The organism is Stenotrophomonas sp. 107298_Sma, from assembly GCF_056480345.1.
The window spans coordinates 4,277,088-4,295,402 of record NZ_CM151094.1 but is presented as its reverse complement, the minus strand read 5'-3'; the positions used below and the strand labels follow the sequence as shown (position 1 = coordinate 4,295,402).

Below are 18,315 nucleotides of genomic sequence, written 5' to 3'. Positions count from 1 at the left end.
AAACCCGTCCCTGGGGGCTCGATGGCGCCTCGCTCGTGCGCGCAGGACAGCGCACACGTGCAAGCGGCGACCGAGCTTACATGGGTGAGGGCGCTTTGCTTGCGAAGCATTGCTTCGCAAGCGACCGAACGCCCAGCCGGCAGCGGCTGGGCCGGACCCCGGAGGGGGACTTACAGCGCCCCCTGCGCAGGCCACCCACCCGGCCAACCCCAAAGCTTCTGCCTTCAAACGCCGCCCACCACGAGGGGCTGCGCCGTTGGCTGGAAACCTAGATCGGTGCCAGCGCAGTGAACGGTGCCCACGGCAGGTTGCGCAGCAGCGCATACCCGGGCAGCACCCAGAGCCAGAACACGGGATTGGCCAGTACCCGCATCAGCGGGTCGAGCACACGGGGGCGGATGCCGGCGATGTTCAGCAGCATCAGCAACAGGAACGGCAGGCTGATGACCAGCAGCGGGTTCATCGCCATCGCGCCGGGCAGGTCGAAATGGACCAGGGAATACAGGCAGCGCGTGCTGCCACAGCCGGGGCAGTACAGGCCGGTCAGCGCGTACAGCGGGCAGCTCGGCAGCGGATTGCCGGCGACATACGGATTGACGTTGCGCAACACCACCGTGGCACCCACGGCCAGGCCGGCGGAGACCAGCAGCGGTGCCCAGCGGGCGAGTCGGGAACGAGCGGGAAGCGCGGACATGCAACAACGGATCCGGCGCAGGCGCCGGATCCGTCCAGGCGTATCAGTAGCCGCTGTTGCTCATCGCGCCCATGCCGCCGAGCACAACGAAGAACAGCACGTACAGCACGACCAGCACGGCCCAGGCGATGGCCGACCAGATGGCCCACTTCTTGGCCTTGGCAGCGGAGTCCTGGGCACCGGCGATGTCGCCAGCCGCCAGCTTGCCGTTGACCTGTGCGGCGTAGACGATCGACACGATGCCGGCCGGCAGGCAGCAGAACAGGGTGGTCAGGATGGCCCAGACCAGGTTGTTCGGGACCTGCGGAGTAGCAGTATTCATGGGTTCAAGCTCCTTGATGGGTGGTGGTGGTGAATCATTGGTCGGAAAGAGCGCCCAGTACGGCCAAGCCGCCGAACAGCCCGAACCACAACAGCAACAGGACCGGCAGGGACACGGCCGAAGCCACCGCCCACCAGCCCGCCTTGCGCGACGCGCTGTAGGCCCCCGGCAGGTCGCCGGCCGCGCGGCGGCCATCGACCTGGGAGGCATAGACGATCGACACCACGCCCAACGGCAGGCAGCAGAACAGCGTCGTCAGGATTGCCCAGACCAGATGGTTGGGGATGTAGACCGGACGGCTGAGCGGTGGTGGTTGATTCAAAGCGAGACTCCATTCCTTGGTGGTCGGCCGTTGTGAATCGGCCGGACCTCCCCCCTGTGGGTGCGTAATCTACCGCAACCGGCGTTGCATGTATGCGTTTACAGTCTCGGTATTCCGTGTTCGCCACTGCACGGTAGCGTATGCGGGAAGGTCGCCGGGTCCGCCTAGGCGAGCCGATTCCGTCAGGCGTGGTCACCACGCAGCGCCCGCACGTGGGCCTCCAGCACCGGGGCGCTGGTGGTGTGGCCATCCACGGCCGGCGCGGCGACCACTTCTACGGTGGCGCGGAAGCGGCGCGGTACACGCATGCGGCCCAGCCGGGTGTCGCGCCGGCTCCACATGCTCGACCACATGCTACGCAGCGCCATGGGTACCACCGGCACCGGCCGCCGTTCGAGGATCTTCTCCACCCCGGACTTGAACGGTGCCATCTGCCCGTCGCGGGTCAGCGCACCCTCGGGGAAGATGCAGACCAGTTCGCCTTCGGCCAGCGCCGCGTCGATCTCGTCGAACGCGCGCTGCATCAACGCCGGGTCTTCGCGGGCACCAGCGATCGGGATCGCCTTGGCGGTACGGAAGATCCAGCGCATCACCGGAATGTTGAAGATCTTGTAGTACATGACGAAGCGCACCGGGCGCGGGATCGTCGCCGACAGGATCAGCGCGTCCATGTAGCTGACATGGTTGCAGACCAGCAGCGCGGCGCCTTCGTCGGGCACGTTGGCCTCGATGCCGTGAGGGCGCAGCCGGTACAGCGTGCGCACCATCACCCAGCTGAGGAAGCGCATCAGGAATTCGGGGACGATGGTGAAGATGTAGATCGCCACCAGTGCGTTGGCGATGGCCAGCGCCAGGAACTGCTGCGGAATGGTCCAGTGCAGCAGCTTGTGCGCGGCCAGCGACAGCAACGCGGCGCCGACGATGAAGCCGGAGTTCTGGATGTTCAGCGCGGCGAACACGCGTGACATCTGCGCCTTCGGCGTGCGGCTCTGGATCAGCGCGAACAGAGGCACCACGAAGATGCCGGTGAACAGGCCGATGCCGATCAGGTCGATGACGATACGGATGCTGCCAGGCTGTTGCAGGAACGGGCCGATGGACAGCCCGTGCACGGTCGCCTCGCCGCTGCGGGCGAAGTACAGGTCGAGCAGGAACGCGGTCATGCCAAACGCACCGAGCGGCACCAGGCCGATTTCCACCGTGCGTGCCGACAGCTTCTCGCACAGCAGCGAGCCGACGCCGGTGCCCACCGAGAACAGGGCCAGGGCGAAGATGTACAGGGTCGGTTCGCCGCCGAGGTTGGTCACCGCATAGGCCGGCAGCTGCGAGGTCAGCACGGTGCCGACGAACCAGAACCAGGACACGCCCAGAATCGCGTTGCGCACCGCTTTCTGCTGGCGTGCCATGCGCAGCACCGCCAGCGACTCCGGCAGTGGGTTCCAGTTGATCTTCAGGTTCGGGTCGCCGGCATCGACCTTGGGGATCAGCCGCGCGGCGATGTTGCCGCAGATCGCAAGGCCGATGATCGCGCAGGCCGCCACCACCGTGCCATGACTGCCGGCAACGGTGAATACCAGACCGCCGACGATCATGCCGGAGAGGATCGACATCGAGGTGCCCATCTCGACCAGGCCGTTGCCGCCGGTCAGCTCTTCGGGCTTGAGCACCGACGGCAGCACCGAGTACTTCACCGGGCCGAACAACGTCGACTGCATGCCGGTACAGAACAGCGCGATCAGCAGCACCGGCAGGCTCTGGGTGAGGAACCCGGTGGCCGCCAGCGACATGATCACGATCTCCATGCTGGTGGTGATCACGATCAGCCGCGATTTCTCAAGTTTGTCGGCGATCTGCCCGGCCAGTGCCGAGAACAGGAAGTACGGCAGGATGAAGATGGCCGGTGCCAGCGTGGCGTACAGCCCCAGTTCTTCCTCCGGCACGGCCATGAACAGCAACATGCTGATGATCGCCTGCCGGTATACGTTGTCGTTGAACGCACCGAGCGCCTGGACGACGAAGAACGGCAGGAAACGGCGCTGGCGCAGCAGGGCGAACTGGTTGTGACCGGACATGGAGCCTCCTTGACCGGCGCAGCCTAGCATTCCTGCCTATCCGCTGTGGGTGCGGACCTGTGGGTGCGGACCGTTGGTCCGCACACTTTGAAAGGTGTCAGACGATATCGTCGACCACGCCGCCATCCACGCGCAGCGCCGCGCCGGAGGTGGCCGAGGCCTGCGGCGAGGCCAGGTACACCACCATGTTGGCCACTTCCTCAACCGTGGCGGTGCGCCGGATCACCGAAGACGGCCGGTGCGCCATCACGAACTCGCGGCCGATCTGCTCCAGTGGCTTGCCGCTGCGCTGGCGTTCATCTTCGAACATCGCCGCGAAACCATCGGACAGGGTGGGGCCGGGCAGCACCGCGTTGACGGTGACACCGCTGCCGGCCACGCGCTTGGCCAGGCCGCGCGACAACGACAATTGCGCGGTCTTGCTGACCCCGTAATGGATCATGTCGGCGGGAACGTTGCGGGCCGACTCGGAAGAGATGAACAGCACGCGGCCCCAGCCAGCATCGACCATCGCCGGCAGCAGCGCCCGCGACAGGCGCACGCCGGACATCACGTTGGTCTGCCAGTAGCGCTCCCAGGTCGCATCGTCGGTCTCGAAGAAGTCCTCGGGGCCGAAGATGCCGGCGTTGTTGACCAGGATGTCGACCTTGGGCAAGCCGGCCAGCAGCGTATCGACACCGGCCGCATCGGACAGGTCGGCAGCCACGCCGAGCACGTCGGCATCTGGAACGGCGTCGAGCAGGCGCTGGCGGGCGCGCTCGACGCTGTCGGTGCTGCGGCCATTGAGGATGACCCGCGCACCGGCGACGGCCAGGCCCTGGGCAATCGCCAGGCCGATGCCGGCGGTGGAGGCGGTGACCAGCGCGGTACGGCTGCTGAGTTCGATCTTCATGGAGGAATCCGGGGCAGGGGGATCACGCAGTATCCGCGTGGCTGCGTGATCGGGATGCAGCGCTGGATGCAACGCGATGTTGCGTTGGCGGTAGCACCGGGCGATGCACGGCGGCAGGCTGTCAGGTGAGCGTGCGTACCGCCTCATTGGCCGCCGCGCGCACCTTCGGCAGCATCCGCAGCACCAGCGCCATCTGCGTGCGGATCAACTGCAGCTTCGGCGGCATCGCCTCGTCAATCTGCTCCAGCTCGGCGGCCACCGCGCGGTCGGCATCATTGTCCTCCTCTGCGACCGGCTGCCGTGCGGTCAGGGCCGTCGCCAGCTGCTGCAGCGCCTTGCGCACGCGCTCACCGGCAGCCAGTGCCAGCGGATCGCCGGCGTAGCTGTCCACCTGGTCGCGGTGCGCACCCAGGGCCGACAGGTGCCCGAGCAGCGTGTTGGACAGCGCCAGGAAGTGGAAGCCGGCGTCCAGGTTGCGGCGCACGTGGCCGGGTTCGCGCAGCATGTTCGACAGCGCGGTAGACAGCGCGGCGTCGGCGTTGTGCATGTCGCGGCGGGCGATGCGGTAGGCCAGGTCGTCGCGCATGCCGCTGCGGTACTGGCCCAGCACCGAATCCAGATAGCGCGCAGCGGTATCCAGCACCCGCGCCAGTACAAGATGCAGTTGCCGGCCCTGCCAGTCGGGCAGGATCAGGAACGCGGCCGCAGCGGCGATCGCACAGCCCAGCAGCGTATCGACCATGCGCGGCACGATCAGCACGAAGCCGTCGCCGATCAGGTTGAAGCAGGTCAGTGCCATCACCGTGATCGCCGCCGACGCTACCAGGTAGCGGTCGGTGCGGGTGAAGAAGAACAGCAGCGCCGACAGCAGCGCGATCAGCAGCTGCACGTGCAGCTGCGGGAACAGCTGCAGCAGTGCCCAGGTCAGCACCAGGCCGAACAGCGTGCCGACGATGCGTTGTGCAAGGCGCTGGCGGGTTGCACCGAAGTTGGGACGGCACACGAACACGATGGTCAGCAGCACCCACGAGCCGTTCTGTGCATTGAACAAGCGGATCGCAGCGAAGCCGGCGATCAGTGCCAGCGCCATGCGCAGTCCATGGCGGAACAGCACCGAGCCCGGCGTGAGCTGCTGGCGGATACGCACGCCCATCTCGCGCAGGCTATGCGGGTTGCTGTCGCGCAGGCGGGTGTCAACGTTGTCGAGGCTGGCCTCGGAACGCTCCGCATCGAGCAGGCGGCGCTCGATGCTGCGCAGGTTGTGCACCAGCAGGTCCAGCGAGCCGAGCAGGCGCTGCCATTGCGGACGCTGCTGGTCGCGCAGGTAGGCCAGCGCATCGGCCAGGTCGCGCCCGGCCTGCTGGTTGCTTTCGCCATACACGAACGGACGACGCAGGCGGATCGCCTCGCCCAGCCGCGCACAGGCCTGGCCCTGCAGGTCGAGCAGGCGCTGGCAGCGGTACAGCACGTCGCTGTGGAAGAACGCATCGACCAGCGCGCCGTACGGGTAATGCGAGGAACTGGCGCGCTCATGGAAATCCTGCGCCATGTAGTACAGGCGCAGGTACAGGCCGGAATTGACGCCGGGCCGGCCGGAGCGACCGAAGCGGGCCAGGATCGCGGTCTTGGCTTCGTTGAGCGCACCGACCACGCGCCGGTTCTGTTCGGCCAGGTCCAGCTGGCGACGCTGCAGGTCGGCCTCGCGCACCGGTTCGAACAGCGCGGCCTTCAGCTGCAGGTAGCGGCCCAGTTCCACATACAGGCGCGCCACCCGTTCGCGCACCGGCCGGTTGGCGAACAGCGTGGTCCACAGGATCGACAGCAGGCCGTACCAGACCGCACCGGCCAGCAGGTGGCTGACCGCTTCCAGCGCGCTGTGCAGATCGCTGGCCCCGTGCTGTTCGAGGCCGATCATGGTGTAGATCGAAAGCGTCACCGTGGCCTGGGCGATGGACGCATAGCGCTCGCCCAGCGCACCGAGCAGGGTCAGGCCGAAGGTGGACAGCGCCAGCGCGGCGATGAAGATCCACGGCCATGGGAACAGCCAGATCACCGAAGCCGCGGCGAGGCAGAAGCACAGCAGCGACAGCGCCACGGCCTTGGTCCGGCCCCACCAGTTGTCGTCGGTCTCGGCGATGGCGCTGGCGATGATGCCCAGGAACACGCCGGGTAGCGCGGTCAGTGCATCCAGCTGCCAGCACACGGCGACAGCTGCGGTCAGGGCGATGAACACCCGCAGGCCATAACTGGCCTTCTCGTGGGCCCACAGGCGGCTGAGACTGGATTGGCGGGCGGACATGCAGGCTCGGGAGGCGGAATGCCCCCATTATTGCGGGCCTTGCGTGAAATCCGGTAGCGCCGGGCCGTGCCCGGCGAGGGCGCAGCGCGGCGCTACCGTTGGATCACATCTCCCAACGCACGCTCACCGCGAATGTGCGCGGCAGGCCGGCGCCGGCGTTGGACCAGTACCTGCGGTTGGCCAGGTTCTCGACGCTGGCACGCAGGGTCACCGGATGGCCGGACGCCAGCAGGCGATAGCCGATGCCTGCGTTCACCAGCGTGTAGTCGGGCAGCTTCAGGGTGTTGTCGGCGTCGTACCAGACATCGCCGTAGTAGCGCACGGCGGCATAGGTCTCCAAACCGTCTACCCACGGCAGCTGGTAGGTGGCGTGCAGTACGCCGCTCCAGCGCGCAGCACCGGCGGTACGGTTGCCTTCCTGTGCGGCGCTGCCCGGGGACAGCTTGTCGTAGGTCGGATCCAGCCAGGTGACGCCGCCGCCGACCGTCAGTGCATCGTTGAGGTGCAGGTCGGCACTGGCTTCGATGCCTTCGTACAGCGTGATGCCATCCTGCACCAGGCGCTTGCCGGCCGGCGTGAGCTCATCGATGTTGGCACCACGTTCCAGCCGGAACGCGGCCACGTTCGCATTCCAACGCGCCGCTTCGACCTTGGCACCGATCTCGTACTGCTTGCTGATGGTGGGATCGAGCACGTCACCGGCGTTGAGGTAGCTGTTGCCTACGCGGCTGCCCGCTTCCAGCGACTCGATGTAGCTGGCGTAAAGGGTGACCGCCTCGCTGGGCTTGAACATCACGGCGTAGGTCGGGGTGACCGGGTAGGTGTGGTATCGCCCCTTGGTTTCGAAGTCGTTGTAGCGCCAGCCCGCCAGCACCGACCAGCCGCTGCCGAGGTTCACCGTATCGCTTGCGAACACCGCCTGCTGCACCGTCTCGTCGCCGCGGGTCATCACCCGCGAACCGACGGCGTCGTGGCGGATGGCATGGCGCTGGTACAGGTTGGCGCGGCCGATCAGGTTCCACTCGTAGGGACGGTCCCAGCCCAGCCCGGTCTGGTGGCTGATGCCTGCCACCACCTGATGCTGCAGCGGACCGGTGCGGAAGCTGCCCTGCAACATCGCCTGGGCCAGCTTCCACTCGCTCTTGCCACCCAGTTCGTAGACATTGACGTCGTAGTCGCCGTTGAGATCATCGATGTAGGCGAAGATCTTGTTGACGTCATTCCATGAAGTGGTGACGCCATAACTCAGGCTGGCCTTCCAGTCACTGTTGATCTGCCAGTTCAAGCCGGTCGACAGCAGGCTGGAGCGTGTGTCGTAGTAGGTGCCGGGCACGCTGTTGTCGGTATCTCCAGAGATCGGCCGCGGCAACGAGGTCAGGCCACGGAAGTAGTACTGCGGCGATTCCTCGCGCAGGTCGCGCGACTGGAACACACCGTCGAAGGTCCAGGTGAGCGCATCACTCAGGCGCGCGTCCAGCGACAGCGCGCCGACCTTGCGATCGACATGCCCGCCGTTGAAGGTCTCGCCCTTTTCCTGGAAGGCGTTGAAGCGGTAGCCGAACATCTGCTCGTTGCCGAAGCGGCCGCCAACGTCGATGCCGCCGCTGACGATGCCCTGTTCGCGCCAGCCCAGCTGGGCGGAGAACGTGGGCGTGTCGGTTGGCTTCTTGGTGATGTAGTTGACGATGCCGCCGGGGGTGCCGAAGCCATACAGGAATCCGCCCGGGCCTTTCAGCAGATCGACCTGTTCCATTACTTCCAGTGGCCATTCGGTGCCCCAGGACGAGACCTGCAGGCCATTGACCCGGTAGCTGTCGTAGTTCAGCTCCAGACCGCGGTTGCGGATCGGCGAGCTCCAGCCACTGGCATAGGCGCTGACCTGGGTGCTGACCGAGGGGTCGAGCAGGAAGGCTTCACCCAGCGAGACCACCTGGCGCTGCTCTATCTGCTCGCGGCCAACCGCGGTGATCGCGAACGGAGTGTCGCGCAGGGCGCGGTCGCCCAGTGCGCCGGCGTCGGTATGGGTGCGCTCGGCAGTGACTTTCACCGCATCCAGATCGGTGGCGCTACGGCTGCCGGCCGGCACTTCGGCGTGGGCGGCACAGGCGGCGGAAAGGGCAACGGCCAGCAGGGCCAGGCGGGGGGAACGGGAAGGTAGCATCGATGGTGGTCCTCGACGGACGGCCACGGGCCATCCGCCCACGGGTGGGGGAAGGGGCAGTGGCTGGGATCACACAGGCGTGCCGGAAGCCGGCAGCGGGGCGCCACAACGGAGCGCAGGACCATGGCTGGATGAGAATTGTTCTCTTTTCGTTACGGCGCGTCAAACCCGGAGGCGTGCGGACCAACGGTCCGCACCCACCATCCACACCCACCATCTGCATCCACGGTAGTGCCGGCCGCTGGCCGGCAGATTGGCTGTATGGAGAAAGCCGGCCAGCGGCCGGCTCTACCAGTAGTAGATCCACGCCATGCGTGGATGACCCTTCTACGCCCGCTGCGCGCGCTTGAGCAGCTTCGCTTGGCGCTTGCGTGCGCGGCGTGCCCGCCAGCGTTCGGCCAGGCACGAGAAGATCACGTACAGCGCTGGTGTGCTGAGCAGCGTCAGACTCTGCGAGAACAGCAGGCCGCCGATCATCGCGATACCCAGCGGGCGCCGCAGCTCGGACCCTTCGCCGAGGCCGATCGCCAGCGGTACGGCGGCCAGGATCGCCACCATCGTGGTCATCATGATCGGGCGGAAGCGCACGATACTGGCCTCGCGTGCCGCTTCGCGCGGCGCCAGCCCATGCTCGCGCTGCGCCACCAGCGCGAAGTCGATCATCATGATCGCGTTCTTCTTGACGATGCCGATCAGCAGCACCAGTGCGATCATCGAGATCACCGACAGTTCGGTGTTGGTGCCGAACAGCGCCAGCAGCGCGCCCACGCCGGCCGCCGGCAGCGTGGACAGGATGGTGACCGGATGGATCAGGCTCTCGTACAGCATGCCCAGCACCAGGTACACGGTCAGGATCGCGGCAAACACCAGGATCAGCATGTCGCTGGGATCGGAGTTGAACCCGAAGCCCGCATCATCGGCCAGGCGGATGTCGCCGGGCATGCGCATGCCGGCCACGGTCGCGTCGATGATCGCCTTGGCCTCACCCATGCTCACGTTCGGCGCCAGGTTGTAGCTCAGGTCCATCGTCGTGTACTGGTTCTCGTGGGTGATCTGCGACGGCGCCAGCCCCGGCACCTGCTTGGCCATCGCCGTGATCGGCACCATCTCGCCGTTGCGCGCCCGCACGTACACCTCGTCCAGCGCTGCCGGCGTAGCGGTCTGCGAGGGCAGGGCGTTGACCACCACGCTGTACTGATTGATGTCCGAGTAGATCGTCGAGATCTGGCGCTGGCCGAACGCGCCGTACAGCGCCCCATCGATGGCGCCGACCGAAACGCCCAGGCGCGCAGCCTTGGCGCGGTCGATCTCGATGTTCTGGCGCAGCCCGGCATTGTCGACATCGGTGCCGACATCGCGCAGCTTCGGGTTCTTCTTCAGTTCCGCCTGCAGCTTGGGCAGCCATTCCTGCAGGGACGCCAGGTCATTGCCCTGCAGCGAGATACGGTACTGCGCGCCCTGGCTGGAGCCGCCGCCATCGTTGCTGGGCAGATCCTGGATCGCACGCAGGCGCAGCTGCAGGTCGGGGTAACGGTCGGCCTTGGCGCTCAAGCGTGCCAGTGCATGTGCGGTGGTTTCGCGGCGGCCTTCCTTGCGCGATTTCAGCTCGACGTTGAACTGTGCGCTGGAGCCCTGGCGGCCGCTGCCCAGGCGTACGCCCACGGTCTTCACCGCCGGGTCGGCCATCAGCATGTCGGTGATGCGACGCTGGCGGGCGACCATGTCTTCGAAGGAGACGGTGGCACTGGAGTTGGCGCGGCCCCAGATCAGGCCGGTGTCCTGCGGCGGGAACGCGCCCTTCTTCACTGCGCCGAACAGGAAGATGGTGACGCCGATCAGGATCAGCGGCGTCAACGACAGCAGCAACGCGTGGCGCAGCGAGAAGTCGAGGAATACGGTGTAGATGCGCAGCATGCGCTCGTGGCCGGCATCCAGCCAACGGCCGAAGCGCGACGGCGCTGCCTTGTGATCATGGGCACTGAGGAAGCGGCTGCACAGCGCCGGGGTCAGCGTCAGCGAGACGACCATCGACACCACGATGGCCGCGACCAGGGTAACGGTGAACTCGCGGAAGAACGCACCCATCATGCCGCTGGCGAACAGCAGTGGGATGAACACCGCCACCAGCGAGGCGGTGATCGAGACGATGGTGAAGCCGATCTCGCGGGCACCGGTCAGCGCCGCCTGCATGCGCGGCATGCCCTCGTCGAGGTGGCGCATGATGTTCTCGATCACCACGATCGCATCATCGACCACGAAGCCGATCGCGATCACCAGCGCCAGCAGGCTCAGGTTGTTCAGGGTGAAGCCCATCACGTACATCACCAGCGCGGCACCGGCCAGCGACAGCGGCACGGTCACTGCGGCGATCAGCGTGGGTGCCAGCCGGCGCAGGAACAGCGCCATGGTCAGCACCACCATCGCCAGGCTGATCAGCAGGGTGATCTGCACTTCATGCAGCGACGAGCGGATGGTCGGCGTACGATCGAAGTACGGCGTCATCGTGGTGCCGGGCTGCAGGTAGTCGCGCAGGGTCGGGATCTGCGCCTTGACCCGGTCTACGGTCTCCACGATGTTGGCGCCGGCGCGGGTGAACACGTACATCACCACCGCCGGTTTGTGGTCGAACCACGCGGCCTGGTAGGCGTCCTGCTGGCCGTCGTAGACGTTGGCGATGTCCTTCAGGCGGATCACCCGGCCGTCGCCCTGGGTCTTCACCACCAGGTCGGCGAAGTCGGCAGCGCGTGCGACCGAATCGTTGGCGATGATCGCGGTGGTGGTGTTGCCATCGCTGAGGAAGCCGGTGGGTGAGGTCACGTTGGCCGCACGCACCGCGTTGCGCAGGTCATCGGCGGTCAGGCCCAGCGCGTTCATCAGGCGCAGGTTGACGTCCACACGCACCGCCGGCGTCGAGGCACCGGCGATGTCGACCGAGGCCACGCCGCTGATCTGGCGGATGCGCTGGGCCAGCAGTGAGTCAGCGACGTTGTACAGCTCGTCGGCCGACTGCGTTTGCGAGGTCAGCGCGATGGCGATGACCGGATCGTCGTTCGGGTTCGCCTTCTGGTACATCGGCGAACCCATGCCCGAGGGCAGGTCGGCCTGTGCAGAATTGATCGCGGTCTGTACGTCCAGCGCGGCCGAATCGATGTTGTGGCCGCTCTGGAAGATCATGAACACCAGCGAGCTGCCTTCCGAACTCGACGAGCGCATGCGGTCGATGCCGGGCAGCTGGCCGAGGTGGCGCTCCAGCGGTGCGGTGACCGTCGAGGCCATGGTCGCCGCATCTGCGCCCGATTGGCTGGCGTGCACGAAGATCACCGGGATCTCGATGTTCGGCAGCGCCGATACGCCCAGCCGCAGGTAGCAGATCAGGCCGACCATGAACAGGCCGATGGCCAGCAGCGCGGTGCCGATCGGACGGCGGATGAAGGGGCCGGACAGGTTCATCGTGCGGGCCACCACGGCAGTGGGGCGTGGATCATGCCTGCGGCTCCTGCAGTGAACCATCGCGCAGTGCGCGCTGTTCACGGCGGCGTGCCAGCCACTCGGAGAAGCGCTCCATGTACAGGTAGATCACCGGAGTGGTGTACAGGGTCACCAGCTGCGACAGCAGCAGGCCGCCGACGATGGCGATGCCCAACGGGCGGCGCAGCTCCGAACCGATGCCGGTACCCAGCGCCAGCGGCAGGGCGCCGAGCATGGCCGCGGCGGTGGTCATCATGATCGGGCGGAAACGCAGCAGGCAGGCGCGGCGGATCGCTTCGTGCGCGTTGGCACCGGCGCGGCGTGCCTCGATCGCGAAGTCCACCATCATGATGCCGTTCTTCTTGACGATGCCGATCAGCAGCACGATGCCGACGATGCCATCCACCGACAGGCTCAGCCCGCACAGCATCAGCGCCAGCAGCGCGCCAACACCGGCCGGCGGCAGCGTGGAGATGATCGTGATCGGGTGGATGTAGCTCTCGTACAGCACGCCCAGCACGATGTAGATCACCACCAGCGACGCCAGCAGCAGCCACACCACATCGGTCTGGCTGCCGGTGAATTCGGCAGCCTTGCCGATGAACTCGGCATGCAGGTGGGTGGGCATGTCCAGGTTGTCCTTGGTTTCCTGGATCGCCCGCACCGCTTCGGACAGCGAATAGCCCGGTGCCACGTTGAACGAGACCGTCACCGCCGGCAGCTGCTGCTGATGGCTGACCAGCAGTGGCGCGCTGCTGACCTTGCCCTCGGCCAGCGCCGACAGCGGGATGATGTTGCCGGCACCGACGGTGATACCGGTGTTCTGCGCACCGATGCCCGTAGCGGTCGACGAGTTGGACGAGGTGACCTGGCCGAAGCTGGTGGCATTGGTGCCTGTCAGTGCACCGGCACCATTGGAGGCAACGGCCAGCTGTTCCATCAGCGCGGTGCTGGTGCGGAACTCCGGCGCCACTTCCAGCACAACGCGATACTGGTTGAGCTCGGTGAAGATGGTCGAGATCTGGCGCTGGCCGAACGCATCATAGAGGGTGTCGTCGATGGTCTGCATCGGCACGCCCAGCACGCTGGCCTTGTCGCGGTCGATGTTCAGCTCAAGCGCACGGCCCTGGTTGGACAGGTTGTTGTCGACGTCGGCCAGTTCCGGGCGCTTGCGCAGTGCTTCGGTCAGGCGCGTGGCCTGGGTGGCCACCGTGGCCGAATCCACGTCCGACAGCGAGTACTGGTACTCGGTGGCAGCCACGCGGGTATCTAGGGTCACGTCCTGTACCGGCTTCAGGTACAGCGCGACACCTGGAATGCCGGCGACGGCCTTCTGCAGGCGCGGCAGGATCTTGTCCAGGCCGTCACGCTCGCCGCGTTCCTTCAGCACGATCGACAGCTGGCCCTGGTTGAGCGTGGGGTTCATGCTGCCAGCACCGATGAACGCCGACACGCCGGTCACGTCCGGGTCCTGGCGCAGTGCTTCGGCCACCTGCTTGGTGCGCTGCTCCATCTGCGGGAAGGCGATGTTCTGGTCGGCCTGGACCACGCCGGTGATCAGGCCGGTGTCCTGCTCGGGCAGCAGGCCCTTGGGAATCAGCACGTACAGCAGCACAGTCAGCACCAGCGCGCCGCCGGCCACGGCCAGGGTCAGGCGCTGGTGGCCCAGCACCCAGTCCAGGCTCTGTTCGTACAGGCCCACCGTGCGCGTCCACAGGTTCTGCTTGCCGGCCGCCGCCGCACGCTCATGCGCGTCCTCGCCCTCGGGCAGCGCGTCGGGCTTGAGCAGGTAAGCGCACATCATCGGCGTCAGCGTCAGCGAGATCAGCATCGACAGCACGACGGCGATGCTCAGCACCCACGCGAACTCATGGAACAGGCGGCCGGTGACGCCGGGCATCAGCAGCAGCGGCAGGAACACCGCCACCAGCGAAACGGTCAGCGACAGCACGGTGAAGCCGATCTGGCGCGCACCGATTTCGGCCGCTTCCTTGCCACTCTTGCCCTGCTCGATGTAACGCACGATGTTCTCGATCATCACGATCGCATCGTCGACCACGAAGCCGGTGGCCACCACCAGCGCCATTAGCGACAGGTTGTCCAGCGACATGCCGGCAAAGGCCATCACCGCGAAGGTGCCGGCCAGCGACAGCGGCACCGCCACCGAGGGAATGATCGTGGCCCACAGCCGGCGCAGGAACACGAAGATCACCGCTACCACCAGGCCGATGGTGAGGATCAGGGTGAACTGCACTTCATGCACCGAGGCGCGGATGGTCTCGGTACGGTCGTTGAAGATCTGCAGGTGCACGTCGGCTGGCAACACGCCCTGCAGCTGCGGCAGGATCGCGCGGATGCGCTCGACGGTCTGCACGATGTTGGCGCCGGGCTGGCGACGCACTTCCAGCAGCACCGCCGGTTTGCCATCGGCCCAGGCGGCCAGCTGATCGTTCTCAACGCCATCGATCACCTGGGCCACGTCCGACAGCCGCACCGGACGGCCGTTCTTGTAGCTGATGATGGTGTCGCGGTACTCGGCGGCGCTGGACAGCTGGTCGTTGGTGCCAATGCTGTAGGACTGGGTCTTGCCGTTCAACGAACCCTTCGGTGCGTTGACGTTGGCCTGGGTCAGCGCGCTGCGCAGCTGCTCCAGGGTCAGGCCCATGTTCGACAGCTGCGCCGGATTGACCTGGATGCGCACGGCCGGGCGCACGTTGCCGGCGATCGAGACCAGGCCCACGCCCTGCACCTGCGAAAGGCGCTGGGCGAGGATCGAGTCGGCGTAGTTGTTGACGTCGCGCAGCGGGCGCGTGTCCGAGGTCAGCTTCAGGGTGACGATGGCCGCGTCCGCCGGATTCACCCGGTTATAGACCGGCTGGTAGGGCAGCGACGAGGGCAGGGTGGCCTGGCGGATCGCCGCCTGCACGTCCTGCGCGGCGATGTCGATGTCGCGGTCCATCGAGAACTGCAGGATGATCGTGGACAACCCGGCCGACGAGTCGGAGGTCATCAGCTCCAGCCCGGAGATCTGCCCGAACTGGCGCTCCAGCGGGGTGGTGACCAGCGAGGCCATCGTGGTCGCGTTGGCACCGGGGTACTGGGTGGTGACCACCAGGCTGGGCGCATCGATTTCCGGCAGCGCCGACACCGGCAGCTTGCGGTAACCGAGGATGCCCAGCAGCAACAGGCCCGCCATCAACAGCGAGGTGGCGATGGGACGGCGGATGAAGATCGTCGAAAAGCCCACGGACTGATCCTTGCTGGCACTTCAATGTCGGCGCCGGCAGGCTTGCCGGCGCGAGGGAGGTCGGTAGCCTGCGCTCAGCGCGGGCCGCCGCCACGACGGCCACCGCCGCCAGCGTTCTTCTGCTCGGCCGCCTTCAGCTCGGCTTCGGTCGGCACCGCCGGGGTTTCGCCCGGCTTCAGCGCGGTGACCTTGCTGCCCGGCTTCAAGCGGAACTGGCCTTCACTGACCACCCGCTCGCCGCCCTTCAGGCCTTCGGCGATCTGCACCTGGCTGTCACCCACTTCCACGCCGCTGCGCACGGCCTGCATCTTCACCGAGTTGTCGCCCTGCACCACATAGACGTACTCGCCGTCCGGGCCACGCAGCACCGCCTGGGTCGGAATGACCACGCCACCGGCAATCGTGCGCAGCTGCATGCGTACGTTGACGAACTGGCCCGGCCACAGGCCGTTGTCGGTGTTGTCGAAGATCGCGCGCGCCTTGAACGTGCCGCTGTCGGCACTGATCAGGTTGTCGACCACGTCGAGCTTGCCGTCGCCGGACAGCACATGCGAATCGGCGCGGTCCAGTGCTGCCACCGGCACCGCACCGGCGGCCTGCGCCTGGCGCACATCGCCGAGCTGGCGCTCGGGCAGGTTGAACAGCACGTGGATCGGATGGATCTGGGTCAGCGTGACCAGCGCGGTGCCGGCGCTGACCACGTTGCCGGCGTCGACCGCACGGATGCCGGCGATACCGGTGATCGGCGCGGTGACCTTGGTGTACTGCAGCTGCACCTGCGCCGAGCGCATGCTGGCCTCGTTGGCCGCCACCGCGCTTTCATACTGTGCCACTTGGTTTCGCTGTGTATCCAGATCGGTCTTGGCGACGAACTGGCGATACTCCGGCGCGTTCGAGCGCTGGTAGTTGGAACGCGCAGTGGCCAGCAGCGCTTCGTTCTGGCGCTTGGAAGCCACCGCTTGGTCATAACTGGCCTGGGCGGTGCGCGGGTCGATCACCGCAAGCACATCGCCCTTCTTCACTTCCTGGCCTTCGCGGAAGTTCAGGCTCATCAGCTGGCCGCCAACCTGCGGGCTGACGGTGACGGTGTTCATCGCGGTCACCGTGCCCAGGGCACTGGCATAGACCGGCACGTCCTGGCGTGCCGCATCCACCACAGTCACCGGCACCGGGCCGGCATCCGGATCCTCGCCACCCTGGCGCGCAGCTGCCGCCGGGCCACCGGCCTTGTCCTTGCCCCCGCCGAGTACGCGCAGGCCGACCACAGCCAGCACCAGTACCGCCACGACCAGCAGCACGATCTTCCAAACACGTGACATTCAAGGACTCCAAGAGGGCTGGACGGGGCACGGCCCCGGTTGGCATTGCGCAAAGCATACCTGTGCCACATCACGTTTCCTGCATGACGGATGGGACGGGCGCTAAGACCGGATCCGGCCGCGGAGGTTCCCGTGGCGGCGGCGTTGCCCTACATTCAGCTGGAACCCCCTGCCGTGGAGATCGTGATGCGCCGTTCGTTGCTGCTGTCCGCCCTGCTGCTGGCCTTGCCGGCCCTCGCCCATGCCCAGGACGCGCAGCGCCCGGAAGTGACCGCCGCCGCCCAGCGACTGCAGGCCAAGGTGGTGGAGTGGCGGCGCGACTTCCACCAGCATCCGGAGCTGTCCAACCGGGAGGTACGCACCTCGGCCGAGGTCGCCAAGCGCCTGCGTGCGATGGGCCTGAAGCCGAAGACCGGCATCGCCCACCACGGCGTGGTGGCGATCATCGAAGGCGGCAAGCCCGGGCCGAAGATCGCCCTGCGCGCGGACATGGACGCGCTGCCGGTGACCGAACAGACCGGCCTGCCGTTCGCCTCCAAGGCCACCGACCAGTATCGCGGGCAGACCGTGGGCGTGATGCATGCCTGTGGTCATGACGCGCACACCGCCACCCTGCTGGGCGTGGCCGAAGCACTGGTGTCGATGAAGAAGGATCTGCCGGGCCAGGTGATGCTGATCTTCCAGCCGGCCGAAGAGGGCGCTCCGCCGCCGGAGGAGGGCGGTGCCGCACTGATGCTGAAGGAAGGCCTGTTCGCCGACTTCAAGCCGGAAGCGGTGTTCCGCCTGCACGTGTTCTCCAGCGTGCAGGCTGGGCAGATCGCCGTGCGTGGTGGTCCGTTGATGGCTGCCTCGGATCGTTTCGGAATCAAGGTGATCGGTCGGCAGACGCATGGCTCGGCGCCGTGGAATGGCGTGGATCCGATCGTGGCCACCGCCGACCTGGTCGGCACCGCGCAGACCATCGTCAGCCGCCGCGCCAACCTGTCCAAGCAGCCGGCGGTGCTGACCTTCGGCGCGATCAATGGTGGCATCCGCTACAACATCATTCCGGATGAAGTGGAGATGGTCGGCACCATCCGTACTTTTGATGAAGGCATGCGCCAGCAGATCTTCGCCGACCTGCGCAACGTGGCCGAGCACACCGCCGCCGCGCACGGTGCCAAGGCGGTGACCGACATCTACGAGTCGGAAGGCAACCCGGCCACGGTGAACGACCCGGCGCTGACCGCGAAGATGCTGCCAAGCCTGCAGGCGGTGGTGGGCAAGGACAATGTGTACGAGCCGCCGCTGCAGATGGGCGCGGAGGATTTCTCGCTGTATGCGAAGGAAGTGCCGGGCATGTTCTTCTTCGTCGGTTCGACCAGCGTGGGCATCGATCCGGCGACGGCACCGGCGAATCATTCGCCGAAGTTCCTGCTGGATGAGAAGGCGCTGGATGTGGGACTGCGCGCGCTGCTGCAGGTGAGCCTGGATTACCTGCACGGTGCCGGCACCCCGGCGGGGTGAGGATTACCGGCAG

At 66.7% G+C, this 18,315-nt stretch carries 11 protein-coding genes; 1 reads left to right on the top strand and 10 read right to left on the bottom strand.

The window, feature by feature from the left end:
- Positions 1–268: 268 nt before the first annotated feature.
- From ACZK2G_RS19845 to ACZK2G_RS19800, 10 genes are all read right to left on the bottom strand, one after another.
- Positions 269–694, bottom strand: a complete 426-nt coding sequence (locus ACZK2G_RS19845) for a DUF2752 domain-containing protein (RefSeq protein ID WP_006473646.1) — start codon at positions 692–694, stop codon at positions 269–271.
- A 43-nt stretch (positions 695–737) separates the two neighbouring features.
- Entirely contained in the window at positions 738–1,016 is a 279-nt protein-coding gene (locus tag ACZK2G_RS19840; protein ID WP_005411298.1) for a CD225/dispanin family protein, read from the bottom strand.
- A 34-nt stretch (positions 1,017–1,050) separates the two neighbouring features.
- Positions 1,051–1,338 (bottom strand): CD225/dispanin family protein, encoded by a 288-nt coding sequence (locus ACZK2G_RS19835; RefSeq protein ID WP_012512303.1) that lies wholly within the window; start codon positions 1,336–1,338, stop codon positions 1,051–1,053.
- A gap of 182 nt (positions 1,339–1,520) precedes the next feature.
- On the bottom strand, positions 1,521–3,410 hold the full coding sequence (locus ACZK2G_RS19830; RefSeq protein ID WP_478474186.1) for an MFS transporter: 1,890 nt from the start codon (positions 3,408–3,410) through the stop codon (positions 1,521–1,523).
- 97 nt (positions 3,411–3,507) lie between these two features.
- Positions 3,508–4,302, bottom strand: a complete 795-nt coding sequence (locus ACZK2G_RS19825; RefSeq protein WP_295380246.1) for an SDR family NAD(P)-dependent oxidoreductase — start codon at positions 4,300–4,302, stop codon at positions 3,508–3,510.
- A 121-nt stretch (positions 4,303–4,423) separates the two neighbouring features.
- On the bottom strand, positions 4,424–6,601 hold the full coding sequence (yccS, locus tag ACZK2G_RS19820) for a YccS family putative transporter (RefSeq protein WP_478474185.1): 2,178 nt from the start codon (positions 6,599–6,601) through the stop codon (positions 4,424–4,426).
- Positions 6,602–6,704: 103 nt separating this feature from the next.
- Positions 6,705–8,762 carry a TonB-dependent siderophore receptor gene (locus tag ACZK2G_RS19815; RefSeq protein ID WP_478474183.1) on the bottom strand — a complete coding sequence of 686 codons (2,058 nt, stop codon included), beginning with the start codon at positions 8,760–8,762 and terminating at the stop codon, positions 6,705–6,707.
- 327 nt (positions 8,763–9,089) lie between these two features.
- Positions 9,090–12,212 carry an efflux RND transporter permease subunit gene (locus tag ACZK2G_RS19810; protein ID WP_478474182.1) on the bottom strand — a complete coding sequence of 1,041 codons (3,123 nt, stop codon included), beginning with the start codon at positions 12,210–12,212 and terminating at the stop codon, positions 9,090–9,092.
- Positions 12,213–12,243: 31 nt separating this feature from the next.
- Positions 12,244–15,477 carry an efflux RND transporter permease subunit gene (locus tag ACZK2G_RS19805; RefSeq protein WP_136639172.1) on the bottom strand — a complete coding sequence of 1,078 codons (3,234 nt, stop codon included), beginning with the start codon at positions 15,475–15,477 and terminating at the stop codon, positions 12,244–12,246.
- 74 nt (positions 15,478–15,551) lie between these two features.
- Positions 15,552–16,796 (bottom strand): efflux RND transporter periplasmic adaptor subunit, encoded by a 1,245-nt coding sequence (locus tag ACZK2G_RS19800; RefSeq protein WP_136639173.1) that lies wholly within the window; start codon positions 16,794–16,796, stop codon positions 15,552–15,554.
- Between the two features lie 186 nt (positions 16,797–16,982).
- On the opposite strand from ACZK2G_RS19800, the gene ACZK2G_RS19795 reads away from it, so the two are divergent.
- The gene (locus tag ACZK2G_RS19795) at positions 16,983–18,302 is read left to right on the top strand and encodes a M20 family metallopeptidase (protein WP_478474179.1); all 1,320 of its coding nucleotides are present in this window, start codon (positions 16,983–16,985) and stop codon (positions 18,300–18,302) included.
- The last annotated feature ends 13 nt before the right edge of the window (positions 18,303–18,315 follow it).